The organism is Pantoea sp. ARC270 (assembly GCF_003236725.1).
GTDB lineage: Bacteria > Pseudomonadota > Gammaproteobacteria > Enterobacterales > Enterobacteriaceae > Pantoea > Pantoea anthophila.
Genome location: NZ_PUGA01000001.1, coordinates 249822 through 271568 on the forward strand (window position 1 = coordinate 249822; position 21747 = coordinate 271568).

Annotated in this window: 19 protein-coding genes and 1 riboswitch; of the genes, 9 read left to right on the plus strand and 10 right to left on the minus strand. The window is 55.2% G+C overall.

The features are described 5' to 3' along the window. Positions 1 to 178 precede the first annotated feature (178 nt). Positions 179 to 481, plus strand: coding sequence for a type 1 fimbrial protein (locus CKF42_RS01190; protein ID WP_111207271.1), 303 nt, complete (start codon positions 179 to 181; stop codon positions 479 to 481). A gap of 278 nt (positions 482 to 759) precedes the next feature. On the opposite strand, the gene gabP is transcribed toward CKF42_RS01190, so the two are convergent. Next, positions 760 to 2169: a GABA permease gene (gene gabP / locus CKF42_RS01195; RefSeq protein WP_369974591.1), complete on the minus strand. Its 1410-nt coding sequence runs from the start codon at positions 2167 to 2169 to the stop codon at positions 760 to 762. A gap of 84 nt (positions 2170 to 2253) precedes the next feature. Then, entirely contained in the window at positions 2254 to 3540 is a 1287-nt protein-coding gene (gene gabT / locus CKF42_RS01200) for a 4-aminobutyrate--2-oxoglutarate transaminase (protein WP_111207273.1), read from the minus strand. Positions 3541 to 3650: 110 nt separating this feature from the next. Between gabT and CKF42_RS01205 the strand changes: the two genes are divergently transcribed. After that, entirely contained in the window at positions 3651 to 5141 is a 1491-nt protein-coding gene (locus CKF42_RS01205; protein WP_181161937.1) for a PLP-dependent aminotransferase family protein, read from the plus strand. A 40-nt stretch (positions 5142 to 5181) separates the two neighbouring features. Further along, complete coding sequence (locus CKF42_RS01210; RefSeq protein WP_185185191.1) at positions 5182 to 6558, plus strand: glycoside hydrolase family 10 protein; 1377 nt, start codon at positions 5182 to 5184, stop codon at positions 6556 to 6558. A gap of 287 nt (positions 6559 to 6845) precedes the next feature. On the opposite strand, the gene CKF42_RS01215 is transcribed toward CKF42_RS01210, so the two are convergent. Both CKF42_RS01215 and CKF42_RS01225 read right to left on the minus strand, forming a co-directional pair. Then, positions 6846 to 7325, minus strand: a complete 480-nt coding sequence (locus tag CKF42_RS01215; protein ID WP_111207274.1) for a type VI secretion system tube protein Hcp — start codon at positions 7323 to 7325, stop codon at positions 6846 to 6848. A 233-nt stretch (positions 7326 to 7558) separates the two neighbouring features. Next, positions 7559 to 8248 carry a hypothetical protein gene (locus CKF42_RS01225; protein ID WP_111207275.1) on the minus strand — a complete coding sequence of 230 codons (690 nt, stop codon included), beginning with the start codon at positions 8246 to 8248 and terminating at the stop codon, positions 7559 to 7561. 353 nt (positions 8249 to 8601) lie between these two features. On the opposite strand from CKF42_RS01225, the gene CKF42_RS01230 reads away from it, so the two are divergent. Both CKF42_RS01230 and CKF42_RS01235 read left to right on the plus strand, forming a co-directional pair. Further along, positions 8602 to 9342: a nitroreductase family protein gene (locus CKF42_RS01230; protein ID WP_111207276.1), complete on the plus strand. Its 741-nt coding sequence runs from the start codon at positions 8602 to 8604 to the stop codon at positions 9340 to 9342. Positions 9343 to 9507: 165 nt separating this feature from the next. After that, positions 9508 to 10710 (plus strand): MFS transporter, encoded by a 1203-nt coding sequence (locus CKF42_RS01235; RefSeq protein ID WP_009092830.1) that lies wholly within the window; start codon positions 9508 to 9510, stop codon positions 10708 to 10710. Positions 10711 to 10772: 62 nt separating this feature from the next. Here the strand turns inward: CKF42_RS01235 and CKF42_RS01240 are convergent, their stop codons facing one another. Beyond that, positions 10773 to 10988 (minus strand): YdgH/BhsA/McbA-like domain containing protein, encoded by a 216-nt coding sequence (locus CKF42_RS01240; protein WP_009092831.1) that lies wholly within the window; start codon positions 10986 to 10988, stop codon positions 10773 to 10775. A 366-nt stretch (positions 10989 to 11354) separates the two neighbouring features. Between CKF42_RS01240 and CKF42_RS01245 the strand changes: the two genes are divergently transcribed. After that, positions 11355 to 12035, plus strand: coding sequence for a type 1 glutamine amidotransferase domain-containing protein (locus CKF42_RS01245; RefSeq protein ID WP_058957080.1), 681 nt, complete (start codon positions 11355 to 11357; stop codon positions 12033 to 12035). Positions 12036 to 12952: 917 nt separating this feature from the next. Continuing rightward, positions 12953 to 13477, plus strand: coding sequence for a phenolic acid decarboxylase (locus CKF42_RS01250; protein ID WP_009092833.1), 525 nt, complete (start codon positions 12953 to 12955; stop codon positions 13475 to 13477). A 76-nt stretch (positions 13478 to 13553) separates the two neighbouring features. Here CKF42_RS01250 and clcA read toward each other — a convergent pair whose 3' ends face one another. Continuing rightward, positions 13554 to 14942, minus strand: a complete 1389-nt coding sequence (gene clcA / locus CKF42_RS01255; protein ID WP_046102766.1) for a H(+)/Cl(-) exchange transporter ClcA — start codon at positions 14940 to 14942, stop codon at positions 13554 to 13556. Positions 14943 to 15199: 257 nt separating this feature from the next. Here clcA and CKF42_RS01260 point away from each other — a divergent pair, with 257 nt between their 5' ends. Both CKF42_RS01260 and CKF42_RS01265 read left to right on the plus strand, forming a co-directional pair. Continuing rightward, positions 15200 to 16426, plus strand: coding sequence for an FAD-dependent oxidoreductase (locus tag CKF42_RS01260; protein ID WP_111207277.1), 1227 nt, complete (start codon positions 15200 to 15202; stop codon positions 16424 to 16426). Positions 16427 to 16572: 146 nt separating this feature from the next. Beyond that, entirely contained in the window at positions 16573 to 18345 is a 1773-nt protein-coding gene (locus CKF42_RS01265) for an EAL domain-containing protein (protein ID WP_111207278.1), read from the plus strand. 36 nt (positions 18346 to 18381) lie between these two features. On the opposite strand, the gene CKF42_RS01270 is transcribed toward CKF42_RS01265, so the two are convergent. Genes CKF42_RS01270 through tenA form a run of 4 tightly spaced genes read right to left on the minus strand, consistent with a single transcriptional unit; the run spans position 18382 to position 21536 of the window. Further along, complete coding sequence (locus CKF42_RS01270; RefSeq protein WP_111207279.1) at positions 18382 to 19317, minus strand: ABC transporter substrate-binding protein; 936 nt, start codon at positions 19315 to 19317, stop codon at positions 18382 to 18384. A gap of 25 nt (positions 19318 to 19342) precedes the next feature. Beyond that, on the minus strand, positions 19343 to 20101 hold the full coding sequence (locus tag CKF42_RS01275) for an ABC transporter permease (protein ID WP_111207280.1): 759 nt from the start codon (positions 20099 to 20101) through the stop codon (positions 19343 to 19345). Continuing rightward, entirely contained in the window at positions 20098 to 20838 is a 741-nt protein-coding gene (locus CKF42_RS01280) for an ABC transporter ATP-binding protein (protein WP_058957086.1), read from the minus strand. The genes CKF42_RS01275 and CKF42_RS01280 overlap by 4 nt, the downstream gene beginning before the upstream one ends. Further along, positions 20835 to 21536 (minus strand): thiaminase II, encoded by a 702-nt coding sequence (gene tenA, locus CKF42_RS01285; RefSeq protein ID WP_111207281.1) that lies wholly within the window; start codon positions 21534 to 21536, stop codon positions 20835 to 20837. The genes CKF42_RS01280 and tenA overlap by 4 nt, the downstream gene beginning before the upstream one ends. 70 nt (positions 21537 to 21606) lie before the next feature. Further along, positions 21607 to 21709, minus strand: a riboswitch (TPP riboswitch). Between the last annotated feature and the right edge of the window lie 38 nt (positions 21710 to 21747).

Here is a 21747-nt window from a genome sequence, read left to right on the forward strand (position 1 = left end):
CCTTTATTCATGTCATTTATACCTCTAACTTAAAAAAGTCTATTTCTGCTATGGATGTTAAAAATCCTGGCAGCTGAAAAGTCGGGTTGCCAAAGATTTACATTTATTCCTCCTTTTAGCGCTGAATCTTTTGCGCTCTGCGCCGATAACCCTTTACACACATTCAGGAGGACGCAAAATGAAATCATTTTTACTTACCGGCTTTACCACTTTACTGATGACCATTGCCGGGACAGCTAATGCAGGCTCAGAATCCGGCACGATTACCTTTCGCGGTGCTGTAACTAACGGTTCATGTAATATGAATATGGGACAACGTTCTGTCGTAGCAAATTGTTTTGACCCCAGCAGCGGTAAAAATATTGTCACAAGCGCGGAATTGAAGAACGTCCAATCTCTGAACGCGTTACCTGTTCAGACAGAAATGCACTGGTTGAATGATGCAAAAACCATAGGGATACTTTACGTCAGCTACATTTGATGAGTTACCTCTGACCTTAAAATGAAAGTTTATTTAGCCAGTATTGCGGCCAGAAAAAGTAATCACAGTAAGCCAGCATCAAAAGTGGTAAATAACAAGAAATAATTTTGGCAAGCTCCGTTTATCAACATCAGGGAACCTGACTCACCCAAAGCACCTGCGCCAGGTACTGAATCTCTCTTCATTCAGGAAGAGAATGTTGTCCTGCGTTACAGGTAAAAAAAGCCCACCTTATGAAAGGTGGGCTTTTTAATGTTTAAAACGCGACGGAGTGGTAATCAGGACGGGTCAGAGGAGCGCTGCACAAAATAGCGCGTGCTTTTCTGTTCTGCCTTTTTGCGGCGCAGCAGCAGGCTGGTCGCAATAATAACCAGCGTTAAACCGCCCGTCGCCACTAATTCTGTCTGGTGTTTAGGATCAAACAGCATGATCACCAGCACCGTGACGATAAACAGAATCGTGACCCAGGTCAGACCGGGAAACAGCCACATGCGGTAAGTCAGGACTTCACCTGCCTGCTCGCGTTTTTTGCGCAGCACCAGATGGGATGCGGCAATCACAAGGTAGACCAGCAGCGCAATGGCACCCGAGGTGGCGAGTAAAAATTCGAAGACCGCGCTGGGCGCCAGGTAGTTGGCGATTACCGCCAGAAACGCCGCCGCAGTCGAGAGCAGCACCGCAACCCAGGGTGTGCCGCTGCGATTGGTGCGTGAGGCCGCAGCGGGCGCATCCTTGCGGCGTGACAGCGAGTAGAGCATGCGCGAGGAGGTGTAGAGCGCCGAATTCAGACAGCTGCACACCGCCATCAGCACCACCAGATCGACGATCAGCCGGGCATGAGGAATGCTCATCGCCTGCAGAGCGGTCTGCCAGGAACCCTGTTCAACCAGGCCTGGCGTATTCCACGGAACCAGCGCCACCACGAAGAAAATCGACAGCAGGTAGAACAGCGCGATACGCCAGATCACCGAGTTGGTGGCTTTCGTAATCTGCCGGCCGGGATTTTTCGACTCTGCGGCGGCGATAGTGACAATCTCGGTGCCCATAAAAGAGAACATCGTGGTCAGGATAGCCGCGACCACCGCGCCGAGGCCATTTGGCATGAAGCCGTTGGTGTCATAAAGATGCGACAGGCCGCTGGTGTGACTGTCAGGCAGCAGACCAAACACGGCGGCACCTGCGACGGCCAGGAACAGGATGATCGCCACGACCTTGATCAGGGCAAACCAGAATTCAAACTCACCGTAGTTTTTCACGCTCAGCAGGTTGGTAATGGTCAGTAAGAGTGTGATGGCAAAGGTGAACTGCCAGATGGCCACCTCGGGGAACCAGGCGTGCAGGATCGTGCCTGCCGCATTGGCTTCCAGCGGGATCACCAGCACCCAGAACCACCAGTAGAGCCAGCCGATGGTAAACCCGGCCCAGCGTCCCAGCGCTTTCTCCGCATAGGTGGAGAATGACCCGGAATCGGGTGAGGCCACCGCCATCTCCGCCAGCATCCGCATGATCAGCACAACCAGCAACCCGGCGGCTGCATAGGAGATCAGCACGGCGGGGCCCGCTTCAGAAATAGCATGGCCGGAGCCAACAAACAGCCCGGCGCCAATTACGCCGGCAATCGAGAGCATGCGCACGTGGCGCGGTTTCAGGTTCTGAGCCAGCGAATCTTCATTCGCACTCTGAGTCATCGTCATGTCAACGTCTCCGGGGAACGCCCGGCCATGCTGGCCGGACGAACAGGAAAGGGGCTTGTGATTAACGAGCCAGTTAAATCATGCCGGGACGACAGGGTGTCCGGCAGAGGCAACACAGCGATCGATCACCGTGGAGAGAAGGGTCAGCGCCTGGCTGAACTGGGCATCCGGAATGGTAAGCGGGTAGAGGAAGCGGATAACGTTGCCTTTCGCGCCGCAGGTCAGCAGCAGCAGGCCCTGTTCCATCGCCATCTTCTGAACGGCCTGCGCGGTGCTGGCCTGATAGAACTCCATTGCCACCATCGAACCCAGCGCCCGCACTTCGGCGATATCAGGGTGTTTGCGCTGCTGCGCCTCCAGTTCAGCGACAAGCCGGCCACCGAGATCCACGGCGCGCTGACAGAGCTGCTCCTCCTCGATCACATCCAGCACCGCGTGAGCCGCCGCGATAGCTAACGGATTTCCGGCATAGGTACCGCCCAGTCCGCCAGGGGCAGGCGCGTCCATCACCTCGGCGCGACCGGCCACGGCGGAGAGGGGCATCCCGCCCGCCAGGCTTTTCGCCATGGTGATGATGTCGGCTTTCACCGGGTAGTGTTCCATGGCAAACAGCCTGCCGGTGCGGGCAAATCCGCTCTGTACTTCATCTGCAATCAGCAGGATGCCGTGACGGTCAGCCAGTTCACGCAGCTGAACCATAAATTCTGCCGGAGCCGCATGGAATCCGCCTTCACCCTGCACCGGTTCCAGTACGATTGCCGCAACATCATGGGGCGCAATGTCCTGTGTGAAAATCTCATCCAGGCTGGTCAGTGCCGCCTCAACGCTGATCCCCTGCACCGCGCTGGGGTAGCGGGCGTGGAAAACGGAAGGGGGCATCGGGCCGAAATCGCGCTTGTAGGGGGCGACTTTGCCGGTCATGGCCATGGTCATAAAGGTGCGGCCATGAAACGCGTTGCCAAAGGTGATGATGCCGTGACGACGGGTATAGGCACGCGCCACTTTAACCGCATTTTCTACCGCTTCGGCACCGGTGGTAAAGAAGGCGGTTTTCGCTGCACCGGCAATCGGCACCCGCTGATTGATGCGTTCAGCCAGTACGATATAGCTTTCGTAAGGGGTGATCTGGAACGCCGTATGGGTAAACTTTGTTAACTGTTCGGCCACCGCCTGCTCGATGCGTGGATGACGATGACCGGTGTTCAGCACGGCGATGCCGCCTGCGAAGTCGATCCAGCTGTTACCAGCCTGATCCCATAAGGTGGCGTTTTCTGCCCGGGCAACGTACCAGTCGCACAGCGTACCGATGCCCTTAGGCAGAGCCTGTGCTTTACGTTCCTGCATCAGGTTATTTTTTTCGCTCATTTGATCCACCTCATTGATATGCGTGTTTACAATTCCCGACAAACACGTTTATTTATGCCTGAGGCGTGGTGAGTTGCCAGAGCCAATTATCAGAGGAAGGATGGAGCCAATTGCGACTCTTGTACGCCGATCATCTATTAGCACGGTTACAGTTTATGAAAACCGGTTCCCTGCATCAGCGACTGCTCAACTGTATGCAGGCCGCGATCACGGAAGCGGTCTTTCCGCGCGGCAGTCGTTTGCCGCCCACCCGCGATCTGGCGCGTGAGCTCGGCGTGTCGCGAAACACGGTCATGCATGTGTATGAAAGTCTGATGGCGCAGGGCTACGTGACCGCGCGCACCGGCAGCGGAACGTGGATTGCCGAGACGCTGCCGGAGAGTTCGCTGCAGAGTGATGCGATTGCCGACCTGGCCGCCGTGAAGGCGCAGCGACCGGCCACCCTGTCGAAGCGCGGTGCCACACTGCTGGGGCACGCCACCGCATCCCCTTATCAGTGGGGAGCATTTGTGCCTGGCGCGCCCGACGTGACCGAATTTCCCCATAAGCTGTTCAGTCAGATTCAGGCGCGCCTGAACCGGGAGCCTGACGTCCATCGGCTGGTTTACAGCAGCGGCGGCGGCTGCCCCGATCTGCGTCATGCGCTGGTCGATTATCTGCGGGTGGCGCGTTCCGTGCAGGCCGATGCGGATCAGATTCTGATCACCGAGGGCGTTCATCAGGCGGTCGATCTGGTCACGCGGGTATTGTGCGACCCAGGCGATCGGGTCTGGATGGAAGAGCCGGGCTACTGGGGAACCCGCAATCTGCTGCGGATGAATGGCCTGAAAATCCGGGCCATGCCGGTGGATGAGCAGGGCCTGGTGCCCGACAGCGGGCCGCCACCCAAAATGGTGTTTGTCACACCTTCCCATCAGTACCCGCTGGGGGTGCATCTGAGCCTGGCACGTCGTCAGGCGTTGCTCACACTGGCGCGCCGTCATCAGAGCTGGATTGTCGAAGATGACTACGACAGCGAATTTCGTTTCTCCGGACAGCCGCATCCCTCGCTGCAGGGGCTGGAAGCCGATGCGCCGGTGATTTACATGGGCACGTTCAGTAAAACGCTCTATCCCGCCCTGCGCATTGGCTATCTGGTGGTGCCAAAACCGCTGGCTCAGCCGATGCGCATCGCGGCAGCGGAACTCTATCGCGGCGGACATCTGCTGATTCAGCGGGCGCTGGCGGAGTTCATCCGGCTGGGTCATTACATGGAGCATATCCGGCGGATGCGGCTGCTCTATCGACAGCGGCGGCAGTTTCTCTGTCGGCTGATCGAGCGCTATCTGGGGCCCGCCTTCTTACCGGCTTTTAACCATGAAGCCGGTCTGCATCTGGTGATGCCGCTGCCGGCAGGCAGTGATGATGTCGCCATTGCCGCCGAGGCGCTGAAGCGCGGCGTCAAGGTGCGGCCACTTTCACAATATTATATGCATCCTCAGGAGACGCGAGGCCTGCTGCTGGGGTATGCCTGCGTTAATGAACGGCAGTGTCAGGATGCCTTTGGCACCCTCAAAGCCTGTCTGGCGGCGGCTGGTATTGTATTCAGTCCCCAGCGCTAACGCATTGACATTTAATCAGAGTCACCGAGAATACTCCTCTTTGCGTCCCGACCAGATAAAACTGGAGTTTATCATCGCACTGAATCTTATTCCTGCCGCAGCCAGCGTGGCGTTAAGGCGCGGGGCCGCACTGGCTGCGGCACTGTTGCTCGTCAGCTGCGCCTCTGAGCCGCCGCGGTCGCTGGTGACGCCTTTTCCACCGGTCACGAAACAGCCGTTACCGCCAGCCAGCCAGCCGGTGCAGCCTCAGGTCCGGCAACCGATGCGCGGCGTCTGGTTAGCTACCGTGTCCCGTCTTGACTGGCCTCCCGTCGCATCGGTCAATGGTGCCAGCCCGGCAGAGCGCATCCGGATGCAGCAGCAGTCGCTTATCGACAAGCTGGATAAACTGAAAAGCCTGGGGATTAACACGGTCTTTTTCCAAGTGAAGCCCGATGCCACGGCGCTCTGGTCCTCTAAAATTCTGCCCTGGTCCGATATGCTGACCGGCAGAATCGGCGAAGATCCCGGTTACGATCCGCTGCAGTTTATGCTGGATGAGGCGCATAAACGCGGTATGAAAGTCCACGCGTGGTTCAACCCCTATCGGGTTTCGGTCAACATCAAACCCTCTACCGCCAGTGAGCTGAACCGCACGCTCTCTCTTCATCCGGCCAGTGTATTTGTGCTGCACCGTGACTGGATTCGTACCGCGGGCGACCGCTACGTGCTTGATCCTGGCATCCCGGAGGCACGCGACTGGATCACCAGTATTGTGGCCGAGGTGGTGGCGCACTATCCGATCGACGGTGTGCAGTTCGATGACTATTTCTACGCGGAATCGGCAAGCTCCCTGCTCAACGACAGTCAGACCTTCAGCCGTTACGGGCAGGGCTTCGCCAGCAAAGCGGACTGGCGGCGTCACAATACGCAACAGCTTATTGAGCAGGTCTCCCGTACCATTAAACAGCTGAAGCCGGAGGTGGAATTTGGTGTCAGCCCGGCGGGTGTCTGGCGCAACCTGTCGCACGATCCGGCGGGTTCAGATACCCGAGGCGCAGCGGCCTACGATGAAGCCTATGCGGATACCCGTCGCTGGGTTCAGCAGGGTCTGCTGGATTATATCGCGCCACAGCTCTACTGGCCGTTCTCCCGTCAGGCTGCCCGTTATGACGTGCTGGCAAAGTGGTGGGCAGAGGTGGTGAAGCCGACCAGAACCCGGCTTTACATCGGTCTGGCGCTCTACAAGGTGGGCGAGCCTTCGCGGATTGAGCCTGACTGGACGCTGCAGGGCGGAGTGCCGGAGCTGAGAAAGCAGCTCGACCTCAATGAGTCCTGGCCCCATATCGATGGCACCATTCTTTTCAGAGAGAACTATCTCAATCAGCCGCAGACTCAGCAGGCGGTGAGTTATCTGAAAAGTCGCTGGGGCGGCTGACATCGACACGGCAGCATAGTTATGGCTTCTGCGCTCAACGCATACCCGACGAAACGAATGTCGGTGAAGCTGGCGTGATGCATGCTCGCGGTTGCTGCCTTCTCCCTGCGACAGGTGTAACGGTAACGGACTCTCCATTTCGTTACACCTGCTCACAGGACGGCAGTAATGCAACAGCAGCAGATAACCGGATTGGAAATATTCCGAGGTGACAAAAATTCGCGGGGTGACTTAACTGTGTTATCTATTAATTTCAGAAGTTGATTGGTGAAGTCAGTCAGGAGCACTTATGATCTCGCGTAGTTATTCCACTTATCACGATATACGATATTGCCATCCGTATATTTCCATGTGATTGCCTCATAGCGTAATTCCAGCGTTTCGAGATGCGTACTGCTCATCCCGCCAGGGGCAAGGTAGGGTGCGACTGTCGTAAATTTGACATTTTCCAGAATGATATTGAAATATTCGGCTTCGATTCCGGATTCCAGAATGCGATCCATTCGGATAGTGCCTTTCTTCATTATCCGGCCTTCACAGACTGCTCTGTAGAGTAGCGGCGTTGTTTGATCAAATTCTTTGACTATCGTTACAGGGCTATGGACCCGCGTTCCCGTGAGCTTTCCCCAGCTGGGATCGACAGGTATGGTTACGCCGTGAGAGAACGATTTTAATTCGATGGAGCCCAACCGCAGTGGCATCTGACAGCTGCCTGTGACGGGAGAACCGTTTTCATCTTCAAGCCATAAATGGGCGGGTGTAGACATAATTTTTTCAATTCCTTATGAGGTTAAAAAACTAATGGCACTTCACCACTTCACATAGCGACTAAATATATATATCACTATCAGGGCAAATATTGGCACAAACCAGAGTGGGGCTGAAGGAAATAGTATTATCTGGAATAAGGCATAGGCAATTATTATAGCCTGTGGAGCATATAACCCTATCAGGGAAGTGAAAATCCGCTTCAGAAGTCGTTTAATAATATTGAGCAGCATTATCTTATCATCCTGGTGATGATGTTTGCTATATTTTCGTCTGACGCTACGTGCTGAAATACCTCAGCACGTTTAAATAGTGGTTCTATTAAAAAATACATCATTTCAAGCTCATGCGTGTATAAAGCCTGATAATAGGCGGGAGATTCAATATGTAAGCTTTGAGCACTATCAGCGGCTTTTTGCACTATGCCATAAAAACCCGTTGCCATTACAATGCCCCCTCCCATACGTCCTGCAAGAGCTGCTATGTTTTGATGAATATTTAAACCTAATGAAACTGCAGTTGCCGTCGCTGATGCAAACCCTAAATTAGTCAATGAACTTGCTGCGATATGAATATTTGTTGCCATAAGCAAATGCTTAATATGTTGTAGTTGCTCAGATGTTTTATAGCGCAATATCTCATTAAAATAGATATTAAGCATTTCATAAATAATATCTTCATGTCGCAATAGGTGGTAAATACCTTTCGCAAAGCGAATATCTTCGGTCTTTTGCTGCTGGCAAACATCTTTATATTCATCGGTAAAGCAGGAGGTGTAATAGAGCAAGCGCCTGGCGCCAGCGCCTGTCATCTCAATCTGATTTAATACGGCTTCCTTTACGCCTGAGACAGCGTGATCGAGTTGATTAGCTAAAATTTTATTTTGCTGTAAATATCTTATCACCTGATGGCTGTATGACATTGCTCATTCCCTCGAACCATTCATCCCTGTTTTATGTCTCACATTATCTGGCCGTTCTTTTTATGTAAATATGGTTAACGCTTCAGTAATGCGCTTGATCAATATAATCTGAAAGATGTCCCGCAATTGTGTGATCGGTTTATTCACAAAGCGCTTAAAAGATGTCCGGTAACGGGACTGACTAAATAGCGCACCGGCGGTGAGTGATTCGGTGACTTTAACTCCGGCGTTTTAAACGTGTACACAGACGCAGACGTGTTCAAAAACGGTTACAAAAGGGTGCTCAAAAACCCTCGAAATACCAAGCATGCGAATACGTTACTGTTATAGTTGCTTTTTGAATGGGAGGAACTATGAGCGATCTGATTGATATTTTCACAAGTCACAAAAGTGAACGCAGTTTCACTGAGCAACCCGTTGATGAGGCTGTACTGGATCGGATTATCAGTACCGCTTACCGTGCGCCAACATCGGTCAACTCGCAGCAGGTTTCTGTTGTTATCACGCGTGATGCAGGCCGTCGCGCGGAGATCGCCGCGATTGCGGGTGGTCAGCCGTGGATTGCTAAAGCACCGGTGTTCATCACCTTTGTACTTGATATGCATAAATCTGCCGTAGCGATGTCTGCGGTTGATCAGCAGCAAATCGCGCATCAGAGCATCGAAAGCATCGTCTCTGGCTCAACCGATATCGGTATTGCGCTGGGCTCTGTGATGGCTGCCGCGCGCGCAGAAGGATTAGGCATTGTGCCAATTGGCGGGATCCGTCGCGATCCACAGGCGATGATTTCATTGCTGGATCTGCCGCCGCTGACGTTCCCTGTGGCAGGTGTGGTCATTGGTCATGTTGATGAACCCGCTCATCAGAAACCCCGTCTGCCGCTGGCGACCTTCCGCCATGACGAGACCTATAAAACCCAGGGGCTGGAGCAGCAGATTGCCGCTTATAATGATGAGATGGTGCAGCACTGGAAAAACATCGGCCGCGAGGATGGCGAAAGCTGGAGTGCAAGCGTCGGTGGTTATTACAAAAACATCTACTTCCCGGCTGTGCTGCCTGCACTGCTGAAGCAGGGTTTCGGCACCGATAAATAAGCCGCGCATTTAACGCGAAACACGTCCGGGCCACCCGTATCCAGATACGGGTGGCCTTTTTCATTTTGTTACTATAACGAAATGTGACTTTCCTCGTTGTAACACATAATTTCCTTTTTAACCGAAGCGCAATTGCCTTTAACACTTACCTTCCAGGGAAATAACATGTCACAGCGTTCTCTCTACGCGCTCTGTTTAATGAGCTTTTTTCTGGCCGATGTTCGCGATGGGCTGGGGCCATTTCTGGGCATCTTTCTGACGGAGCGACACTGGCGTCCCGACGAAATCGGTCTGGTCATGACCTGCGGCGGCATCGCCGGGTTACTGGCCACGCTGCCTGCCGGGATCGCGGCCGACGCCACCCGACACAAGAAAATGATTGTGCTGCTGGGTTGTCTGGTGATCACGGTCGCCACGCTGTTGCTCTGGTACAGCAATCAGACCTGGACCGCCATGGTCTCACAAATCGTAGCGGGAATAGCGGCGGCCTTTATCGGCCCGACCGTGGCGGGCATTACCCTGGGACTGACCGGCCAGCGCGGCTTTAACCATCAGATGGGTCGCAATGAGGCCTTTAACCACGGCGGGAATACCATCGCCGCACTGCTGGCGGGATTTTCAGCCTGGTACTGGGGAATGGGCGCGGTGTTTATTCTGATGACGGTGATGGCGCTCTTCGCTGCTGTTGCCACAATAGCGATCCGCGGCGATGAGATCGATAACGACGTTGCCCGCGGTTACGAACAGAATGAAGAGCGTGAACCCGCGCCGCGCTTATCGATGTTGATACGCAAACCGGCCCTGCTGGTGGCCGGTGTGACGCTGCTGCTGTTTCATCTTGCCAATGCCGCGCTGCTGCCGATGCTGAGCATGCGCGTCGCCTCTGCAGGCGGTCAGGCGGCGGTCAGCCCTGGCCTCTTTGCTGCGGCAACGGTGGTGATCTCGCAGCTGGTGATGATTCCGGTGGCGCTATGGGTCTCTAAACGGGTCGAAACGCACGGCTACCGACTCTTTATTATGATCGCCCTGATGATCTTACCGCTGCGCGCGGTAATTGCGGCGGGCTTTGCCGCTCCACTCTTTGTTATACCGGTTCAGGTACTGGATGGGGTGGCAGCCGGGATCCTGGGGGTGGCGGTGCCGGGTTATATCGTCTCTCTGCTGCGTGGCTCCGGCCATGTTAACGCCGGGCAAAGCGTGATTATGCTGATGCAGGGAGCGGGCGCTGCGCTGAGCCCGGCCATGACGGGCATGATCGCCGCGCGTTACTCCTACAGCACCGCCTTTGCTGTTCTGGGCGTGATCGCCCTGGCGGCGCTGATTTTATGGTGGCGCACCGGCAGCGCACCAGCCGCACGCCTCGCCTGACCGACACAAAAAAGGCTGCCCGTTGGGCTGCCTCTTCTGGCAATTCCGTTTGCGACCATCCGTTATTTATACAGTTCTGCGGTCATATGAACACGGTTGTTGGTGTTCGCTTCGGTGATTTTGTATTGCGCGCCCTGTTCCTGTGCCTGAGCAGCGATTTTTGACTCTGCGCCATCCAGTGTTGAGGAGGTCACAGACACGCTCTGTGCGAAGCTGCCAAATGAGATCAGTGAAAGGGTGGCGAGAGCGGCAATTGAAAGTGCTTTTACGTTTTTCATGGTCATATTCCTGTTTATCAATGAGGAGGATGTGTGCCTCCGATGGGAATAATAATAACCATAGTTACCATATCTATATTAACTATTAGTGCGGTAATCGTGATCATGCTAACTAGTTGTGTCGGGTTGTGCTCATCTCAGGCTGGTGAGAGAACCTTTCCAGAAAGTCAGACACGCCTGTCCGGCAGAAAAACGAAAAGAATAGTGATGAACTATAATGGGTTGCGGATCACCGAATATTAAGCGGTAAATTTCAGTGATTCCTCAGAGTCCGTCACGACTGACGGACAAAACAGAAGAAGGCGCGATTAACATCGGGAATGACGCGCCTGAACTCTTAACCTGCAACGCTTACAGGGAGCGGACATGAAGATTCTGATGGTTTTGACCTCACATGATGAGCTGGGTAATACCGGTAAGAAAACCGGTTTCTGGCTGGAAGAGTTTGCCGCACCTTACTATGCCTTTCTTGACGCGGGTGCAGACGTAACCCTGGCATCCCCACAGGGAGGACAACCTCCGCTCGATCCTAAAAGTGATGAAGCTGACTCTCAGACCGCGGATACCCGTCGTTTCCATAGCGATTCGGCTGCGCAGGCGGTGCTGGCTTCTACCCACAAACTGGACAGCGTGAGCCCGAATGCCTTTGACGCTGTGTTCTATCCGGGCGGCCATGGCCCGCTATGGGATCTGGCAAATGACAAACACTCCATTGCACTGATTGAGCAGACCCTGCAGGCTGGCAAACCGGTAGCACTGGTCTGCCATGCACCAGGCGTATTGCGCGATGTGAAAAATCCGGATGGCACGCCTCTGGTTAAGGGGAAGAAAGTCACGGGATTCACTAACAGTGAAGAGGAGGGCGTTGGCCTGACCGACATCGTGCCATTCCTCGTGGAAGACGCGCTGAAACAGAATGGCGGTCTCTATTCACGGGGAGAGGACTGGCAGTCCTATACTGTCCAGGATGGTCTGCTCATTACCGGGCAGAACCCGGGCTCCTCTTCTGAGACCGCGAAGGTTCTGCTGGCGAGTCTGAAAAAATAGAGTCGGGTCTTTCACAGGGGCGTCTGTCGGCGCCCTTGTAATCGCCTTTTAATCCTCTCTGTCAAAATAGTTACCTGCCGAATTATTCAGGATCAATATATCGATTATTACTCCCTGCATAATTTCCGGAGCACTGAAGATATAAACATGGGTTAAATTCCAGTGTTGACATTATTTATATCAGAGGTAGATTAAGAATTATCAGCGGCATGAAAGTGCCCTGACACACCGGGAATTAACGGTGTTATCGGTGTCGATGGACTTATTCGCTTAAGCTGTCGGCGGTTCTGTTAAACATTGTTGTCATGAGCTCTTTTGAGTTAATCACAATCCTGTTAAATCGAGTCGTAGTAACGCACTGAGAAATAAGCAGTATTGCATCGCGATGATGTAAGGCCTCGTAGTTCTGAACGTGACTTTACGACGGTTACGGTTGCGGATTACACGTCGTAATGAATGTAAGGCAACGCATCAAAGAGTATATATCGCGATGGGGGTGTGCAGATTTATACGGGCCTGACCTGTCTTTGTCTCACGAAAGACTCTCAGGTGGTTGAGACCGTTAATAATAGTGACATTCTGTAACCGTGTTCATTATTATCCGCAGAATCTGTTCATAAATAGCTGTACCAAAGTTGTTCCTGTTAATTAAGTTAGTTAATGTTAAATGTTAAATCAGTAGTAACCTAAAAGCCCTGGCTGTCTTAGTCAGGGCTTTTATCTTTCTTTCAGGCATTTAATCGACTCTTCCTCAGTGACCCTTCTCTGTCAATGTGACCGTTCCGGCTCTGTGACAGTCCGATGACAATTTCCGGCTATGGATGGCAATTCAGCCAGTCTGGTCCATAGTGAGTATTTGCCGGCTGGTTTATACATTTATCTGCGCCCGGTTCGGGTGCCTGTCCAGAGAGGGTAACATGTCTGCAGAATCTCCAGAGGATATTGCCAGCGATCTGTCTCAGTTCGTGGGTACGCACTTTGTCTATACCTATGATAATGGCTGGAAATATGAGTGGTACGCGCGTAACGAAACGACCTGTGACTACCGCATTCATCAGGGGCTGGTGGGCGGCCGCTGGGTGACCAACCAGAAGATGCACGCGGTTCAGTTTGCTCCGGGCATCTACAAAGTAGACTGGCATGAGCCGACCGGAACCTGCGTCAGCCTGCTGTTCGATCTTAATCGCACTCTGCTGCACGGGACCATCTTCTTCCCGCAGTGGATCGCCGGAGAAGGTCAGCATCCTGAAAAAACTATCTGCTATCAGAATGACTTCATTGAGGATATGCATCGCTTCCGCGACGAAGGTCCCGCTTACCCCTACGTGATTATTCCTGAGTTCGCTAAGGTCACCTACATGAAAAATGAGGGGCCGGATAATGATGAAGTGATCAATCTGGCACCCGGCCAGATGCCTGCTGACTATTTTGATGACAAGTAAGTGACCGGGCTACCCGCCCTGAGAGGCGGGTAGCCGGTTGGGATAAGAACCTTTATCCCGCGGCGTGAATGTCCGCTTAAGGAGGCGTCACGGCCGACTGCCGGGCCAGCGTGCGGGCCAGAATAGATGAATAGAGCGGTTTGCCCCCCAGGAATTGCGCCAGCAGCGTCGCGCCCAGACAGGTAATAATCATCGGTAAAATCAACTGATAGTTGTCGGTCATCTCCAGCACCAGCACGATGCCGGTGAGAGGGGCTCTGACCGAGGCCGCAAACAGTGCACCCATCCCTGCGATAGCGAACGTACCGGGCTCCAGCTGATAGAACGGAAAGAGATCGGTCATCGCCACACCAAACGCGGTACCCAGCAGGGTTCCCAGCGCCAGCATCGGCGCAAAAATACCGCCCGGCGCACCTGAACTGAAACAGAGCAGGGTGGTAATCAGCCTGACCAGAAAGATCAGCAGCAGCAGCGCGAAGGGGAAGACGCCATGCACAGCCTGGGGGATCAGTTCTGAACCGCCACCCGCTCCTGGGGCGAACAGCAGCGCCAGAATGCCACAGCCGCCCCCTAACAAGCCCCCCGCCAGTACAACCCGTGCGGTTTTACCGGCGTAGAAGCGGGCAAACATATCCTGGGTCAAAAAAATCAGGCGATTAAACAGTACACCAACCATCCCGATAATCATGCCCAGCACCAGGTAGAGCCACAGCGTCTGCACCGGCGCATCCGCCAGTTTGCCTACGGAGATGACCGCCTGTTCGCCGTTAAAGCAGCGAAAGACGATGCTGGCCATAATTACGCCGGTAAATACGGCCTTAATGGATATCAGGTTATAGCGGAATTGCGGACGCATCTCTTCAATAATGAACAGAATGCCCGCCAGCGGCGCGTTAAACGCCGCTGCCAGACCGGCCGCCGCACCGGTTGCCAGCAGCGTATGCCGCGCCTCATTGCTGCGCATGCCGAGAATATCAATCACCATCCGGCCGATATTGCCGCCCAGCTGCACCGTCGGGCCTTCCCGGCCAAGTACCATTCCGGCACCCAGCGTGCCCATACCACCAAAAAATTTTACCGGAATCACCCGCCACCAGCGCACCGGCCTCAGCTCCTCCAGTGCCCCTTCAATTTCCGGAATACCGGAGCCACCGGCTTCGGGGGCGAAGCGTCTGACCAGAAAATAGCCGACCATCGCCAGTAACGCCGAGATGGCAAAGGCGGCCACATAGAGTGTCCAGCCCTGAAAGTGGGCGGGTATCAGTGTGTCGGCGCGCCATTGCTGAATAGCCTCAACGGCGCGGGCAAAGGCTACCCCGGCCAGGCCAACCAGCGAACCGACCAGCGCAGCGCAAAACAGCATCGCCAGCGGCGTCTTATCACGGTGGAGCAGGGCGCGGAACATCCGGCTGCGTGCCGCGATGGAGCGGGGAACATAAACCGGTTGCGGTATTTCTTCATTCATTGAGAGGGATTCTTGTTCAACCAGACCAGCGCTCCAGTGTACTGAGAGATAAGGTGAAAACAAACGTCAGGATCAATTTCAGCTGAGGAAAGCGGCTATTTCACCTGCGGTGGACAAACCACTTGCGCCATGCGTTCGCGGTAGGCTGGCGTATCCTGATTTTTCAGTGTCTGAGCCACGCACTATCGACCGACTGTGGCGTTGTCGCCACGGTTGACGCAATAATCATAGCAATACTGGCGTGACAGGGAGCCGACATGCAGCCACATTCTACTGAAATCCTTACCGCTGACTGTTGTATTGTCGGGGGCGGCCCGGCTGGCCTGATGCTGGGTTATCTGCTCGCCCGGGCAGGAGTGCGCGTGGTAGTCATCGAAAAGCACGCCGATTTTCTGCACGATTTTCGTGGTGACACCATTCACCCCTCTACGCTGGAAACGATGCACCAGCTCGGCCTGCTGGAGGCATTTCTCACGCTGCCGCATCAGCGGGTCGAAAAGCTGGAGGCGGAGATTGCCGGCCAGAAAGTCACCATGGCCGACTTTTCCCGCCTGCCGGTTCAGTGCCGCTTTATCGCTTTTATGCCGCAGTGGGATTTCCTGAATTTTATTGCCGATCACAGCGCCCGATATCCGGGCTACACTCTCCTGCGGTCAACCGCCTTTGAGTCGCTTAATGAGGAAAATGGCACGGTCAGTGGCGTCACGGCTCTGCGCGGAAATCAGCGCATTCATGTCCGCTGCAAAGTGGTGGTGGGTGCGGATGGCCGACATTCTCAGGTACGCGCAGCGGCAGGGTTGACCAGTCAGGCTTTTGGCGCGGCACGGGATGTCATCTGGTTCCGTCTCAGCAGGCAGCCGCACGACCCTGATATGGGCGTGGGGCACACGGGACCGCGACGAAACTTTATCGTTATCGATCGCGGTGACTACTGGCAGTGCGGGCTGACTATCCCCAAGGGGGAGTTTGACGCGAAACAGGCCGCCGGACTTGATGCGTTTAAAGCGGAGATCGCGGCCCTGTCACCTTTTGAAGCCGCGCGAATGGCGGAAATCGAGGACTGGACGGCGTTTAAGCTGCTCTCTATCCGCATTGACCGGCTCGATAAGTGGGCGAAGCCTGGCGTGCTCTGCATTGGCGATGCGGCGCATGCAATGTCGCCCATAGGCGGGGTGGGTGTAAATCTGGCGATCCAGGATGCGGTGGCGACGGCGAATATTCTGACTGCGCCGCTTAAAGCCGGTGAGCTGCAGCTGCGCGACCTGGAAAAAGTGCAGAAGCGCCGTCAGTTTCCTACCGTTGCCACGCAGTTTTTGCAGATCAAAATGAGCCGCAAAAAGAGCAAAAAGAAAACCGGTGGCAGCAGTCGCATCCCCGGGATGATCGGTCGGCTGCCCTTTCTGAAGTTTATGGCCGGTCGCCTCATCGGACTCGGGTTCCGGCCGGAATCGCCGCAGGTTGCAAGTGGCAAGGACAATAAATGATTTCGACAGCGTTCAGATATCGTGCGACACTGTTTCGCTGTGGAATTACTGTCAGATTGAGCCGCTATTTATCTGATAATTGGGCGCTAATTGAGCATTAAGCAGCGAAATTATTTCGAATTTTGCGCCTGCATAGGAGAGGTTTCGTGCATAACGAGCAAAATGGCAGTGACGTAAAACGACTGAGTGCTATTAAGGCACTGCTGTCACCGGATGAAACCCGGGATGAGGTGCTGGAGAGATTTGTGAATCTTGCCAGTGAGGTCCTGGGTATCTCAGGCAGCTTCATTTCGATTATTGACGACCATAATCAGTATATTAAAGCCTCTCGCAACTTCAATCTTCAGCAATCGACGCGGGATGAGTCACTTTGCCGTCATGTGATTGATGGCGAAGGCCATCTGGTGGTGGTGGACACCCTGCTGGATGAGCGCTTCGTCACCCACCCGTTTGTAAAGGGCGATCCGCATATCCGTTTCTACGCCGGCGTCTCGCTGCAGAATCTTGAAGGTTCGGTACTGGGAACGCTCTGCGTCACGGATACCCAGCCCCACCCCTTTACCGACGAGAAACTGACGGTTCTGCGCTCACTGGCAACGCTGGTTACCTCGTTTCTGGATGCCTGGAACAATGCGGGCTTTGCCGATGTCATCACGCATCTGCCGAATCGTCCCCGCCTGCTGCGCGATATACAGCAGCTGACCCTGACCGCACCCCACAGCCGCTTTCGTCTGATCTTAATCGACTGCATCGACATTATACGCGCGTATGAGCTTTCACGTGCCGTCGGGATCGCCCCGATGGAGAAACTGCTGAAGCAGATGGCGGAAGATGTCGCTCACCGACTCAATCTGGCAGAAAACGAAACACTCTACAGCTTTGCACCGGGCCGCTTTGCCATTATTCAGCCCTGGTCTGGTCGCTACACTGCGCAGAATATGATTGACCTGTTCACAGGCCTGAAGGCCGATCTGGCCGAGAACATTACGCTCGATCTGGATGTTCACACCGGCGAAACCGAGTTTGTGCCGTCGCAGATGGATGCCAATGAAACGGTGCGTCAGGCGGTAAGCGCGCTGCACGAAGCGATTGATGAGAACATCAGCGCGATGGTGTTTGATGAGAGCTACGATACACGTCGCACCGATGACTTTATGATCATGAACGATTTGGCGCAGGCGCTGCATAAAGATGAAGAGCTTTATCTCGCCTGGCAGCCCAAAGTCTGCCTGAGAACCGGCAAAACCGTCGGGCTGGAGGCACTCATCCGCTGGAATCACCCTGAGCGGGGCGAACTTTTCCCTTCAGAATTTATTCCGTTAGCGGGTAAAACGAATCTGATTTCCGACCTCACTAACTGGGTCATCGATCACACGATAGAGCAACTGGCGCGCTGGAATCGCGAATACGATCTGATTCCGGTCTCCATTAACGTCAGTGAACGTGATTTCTCAAAAGCAGATTTTGCCGACAACCTGCTGGCGAAATTGACGGCCGCGCAGCTTCCCGCCTCAATTATGGGTATTGAATGTCTGGAGAATGAACTGATCACCAAAAGCGATGTGGGGATCAAGGGGCTGGAGGCACTGAAATCGCACGGCTTTGTCATTTCACTGGATGATTTCGGCGTAGGCTACAGCAACATCAGCTACCTGCAGGATATCCCGCTGGATGTGATCAAAATCGATCGCTCCCTGATCTCGCGCATGGGTGAGGATGAGGCGTCTAAAATCATCGTCAGGTGCATTATTCAGATGCTGAAAGAGCTCAACTACACCGTACTGGCGGAAGGGGTGGAGACCGAGTCGACGCTGGCACTGCTGAAAAGTTACGGCTGTGACGAAATTCAGGGTTACTTCTTCTCAAAACCGCTGCCCGCCAGTGACATCGAACACTGGCTCTATCAGAAGGTCCGCTAGGAAATCGGCCCGCAGCGCACACTGCGGGCCGGTCTCTTATTCGCTGTCAGTGGCGTAGCGATCAACCGGGGTCATGCGTTTAATCAGCTGGTTATCGAAGAGAAATTGTTCATAAGCCTGATAGCGTGCGCGATCCAGTTTTGCCAGATCGGCAGCGAACAGCGGCAGCGTCGCCATCCATGACTGGTGATTCAAAGGCGTATTCAGTTCCGGATGGGCACGGGCAAACTCTTGCCAGCTCGCTTCAGGCTGGGCCTGTAACGTCGCATTTCCCTTCTTCAGTGCCCGCAGAAATTTTTTGATCTTTTCTGAATGCGCCTCATCGCGATGGGCCACGATAATCAGCTCGTCATAAGCCGGAACGCCATAATCTTCAACGTTAAACACCAGCGGATCTTTCCCCTGATCTTTCATCTCCAGCGCTTCGATGTTGCGATAGCCACCGATCACCGCATCCACTTTTCCGGTCAGCAGGGCGCTGGTGAGCTGAAAGTTGACGTTAATCAGCGTTACCTGATCGGCCTTTACTCCCTCATGGCTCAGCATGGTCGCCAGCGTCGCCTGCTCAATACCGCTGACGGAATAGCCGATGCGTTTGCCTTTTAACGCCCCCGGACTCTTCATCGATCTGTCGAGTGTGATCAGCGTATTCAGCGGCGTATTGATCAGGGTGCCGACCCGCATCAGGGGCAGGCCCTGGTCGGCGAAGAAATGCAGCTGAGGCTGGTAAGTGATGGCTAAGTCTGCCTGCTTTGCGGCCACCAGGCGCGGCGGCAGCGCCGGGTCGGAAGGGGGAATAATGTTGACCTCCAGACCCTCTGCGGCAAAGGCGCCGGTCTGTTGTGCCACCACGATCGGCGCGAGATCGGGATTGATATACCAGTCGAGCACCAGCGTCAGTTTTTCCATTGCCTGAAGGGGGATGGCGAAGGCGGCACCCAGCAGCAGGGTAAAGAGCGGTATTTTCGTCATACTTTTTTCTCGTCAGTTAAGGTCATTAATCCGTTTCGGGGGCCCAGCTAATCAGGCGACGGAGCAGGAAATCGATGAACAGCCACAGCAGCAGCGTCATCAGCACCAGAATGAACAGGGCGGCAAAGCAGAGATCACTCTGCATCCGGGCATTGGCATTCAGCATGACGTAGCCCAGTCCTTCCGCTGAACCGACCCACTCTCCGATAATGGCGCCAATCGGGGCCACCGCGGCCGCCATCCGTAAACCGGATCCCAGCGCGGGCAGTGCCGCCAGCAGCCGGACATGACGCAGCTGAGCCGCGCGGGAGGCGCCCAGCGTGCGGGCCAGATCGAGATAGCCGGGCGGGACGCGACGCAGGCCATCAAAAAAGGCGGAGGTCACCGGGAAAAAGATCACCAGCACCGCCATCGCGACTTTGGCGCTCATCCCGAAGCCGAACCAGAGCACCAGCAGGGGCGCCAGCGCAAACACCGGGATCGCCTGGCTGGTAATCACCAGCGGCATCATCCAGCGCTGCAACCGCGGCGAAAAGGACATCCCCAGCGCGAGCAGGGCGCCCAGCAGCACGCCCAGCGCCATGCCGCTGAGGATCTCCGTCAGGGTGATAAGGCTGTGCTGGCTGAGATAGCGGGCGTTCTGCCAGAGCGCGGTGGCGACCGCCGGGGGTGAGGGCAGCAAAAAAGCAGGGACGGAAAGGGAAACGAGCCACCACAATCCGATGAGGCCCGTAAAAAGCGTCCCACCCCGGCGTAGTCCGCCAGATCGTTGTCCTGACGTCATCCAGCTAACCTGCTCAGCTGATTCAGCAGGGCAGCCTGACTCCGGATGACGCTGACATCCTCTGCCGCCCGTGGAGGCTGCCCCTGGAGGGAGGGAGAGGCTTCGATACCCGTCGGGCCGATTACCAGCAGATGATGACTCAATCGACAGGCTTCTGCGGCATCATGCGTTATCAGCAACACGGTGTGCCCGGCCAGCACTTCCGCGGCCAGCGTCTGAATCTGACTGCGGGTCAGGGCATCCAGCGCAGAGAAGGGTTCATCCATCAGCACCACGGGCTGGCGGGTATAGAGGGTGCGAGCCAGTGCGGCGCGCTGACGCATCCCGCCGGAGAGCGTCGCGGGCCGTGCGGTGGCATAACGACTCAGACCGACACGCGCCAGCAGGTGCTGTGCCCGCTCACGATCCGGCTTCTCCCCGTTCAGGCGGCTGGCCAGACAAACGTTCTGCTCCACTGTCAGCCACGGATAGAGCAAGTCCTGTTGTCCCATCCAGGCGATGCGTCCGGTCAGCGGCAGGCCATCGCTGCCGCTGACCTGGCCGGAGGAAGGCGGTAACAGACCGGCAATCACCCGCATCAGACTGCTTTTACCCACGCCGCTCGCCCCCAGCAACGCTGTAAACTGGCCACCCGCGATCTCCAGAGTGAGCTGGCTGAAGAGCTGCTGCTGACCCAACCTGAGTGACAGCTGACGGATTGCGATACCAGGCGGCGCCGAACAGGCTGACGCAATCATGGGCGGACCTGCAGACTGGCCGCATGATTCAGTCCCATCTGCCAGAACGCGGATTCCAGCCGTGTGGCGGTAGTAAAAATCTGCGCCAGAGAGGCAAAACGCTGCTCAGCTGCACGCTCGCCCGCCAGGGTTTCAAACAGCGAAAGGGCGTTGCGAACGCCGTTCAGATAGGACTCATCGCCGTAGTTTTCTATCCACGCCGCATAAGGATTATCGCTGAAGCGGGTTGCAGGATCCTGTAGCAGGGTCAGACCCGTTTCAGCGTACCCGGCGACACAGGGCATCAGCGCGGTCAGCAGCTCCAGCGCATCGCCGCTGTGACCCACATCCAGCACATAGCGGGTGTAGTTGAGCGTTTCCACCGCCTCCGGTTCGCTCGCCATTGCCGCTTCGCTGATGCCCCACTGCTGGCAATAGTCCAGATGCAGCGGCAGTTCGCTGACGATGGCGTTGAGCGACGCCGTCGCGCTGCGCAGGGCATCCGGCGCGGAGAGCTTGCTTATCAGCAGGCCCCATGCGCGGGCGAAGTGCAGCAGAAACAGATAATCCTGAGTGAGATAATGGCGAAACGCGGCAGGTGGCAGCGTACCCTGACCGAGCTGCTGCACAAAGTCATGTGCCACATAGGCGTGCCAGTGAGGGCCAGCCTGCTGACGCAGACGACCGTAAAAGCCGGTTTCAAAAAGCGGATGTGTCATCAGATCTCCCGTCACAATGGAGATCCGGGCATACGGGCTGGAACAGGGAGTGATGCAGGAGATGACGCAGAAATATCTGCCGACCCGTCCCTTCGCTGGCATGACCCAGATCAGGTTCAAAGGGTTCGGCTTACGCCATCTCAGCCCATGACAGGACACCCCTCGGAGACATCGGTTATACGATAATTACCGGCAGAGTACAACGGCAGGT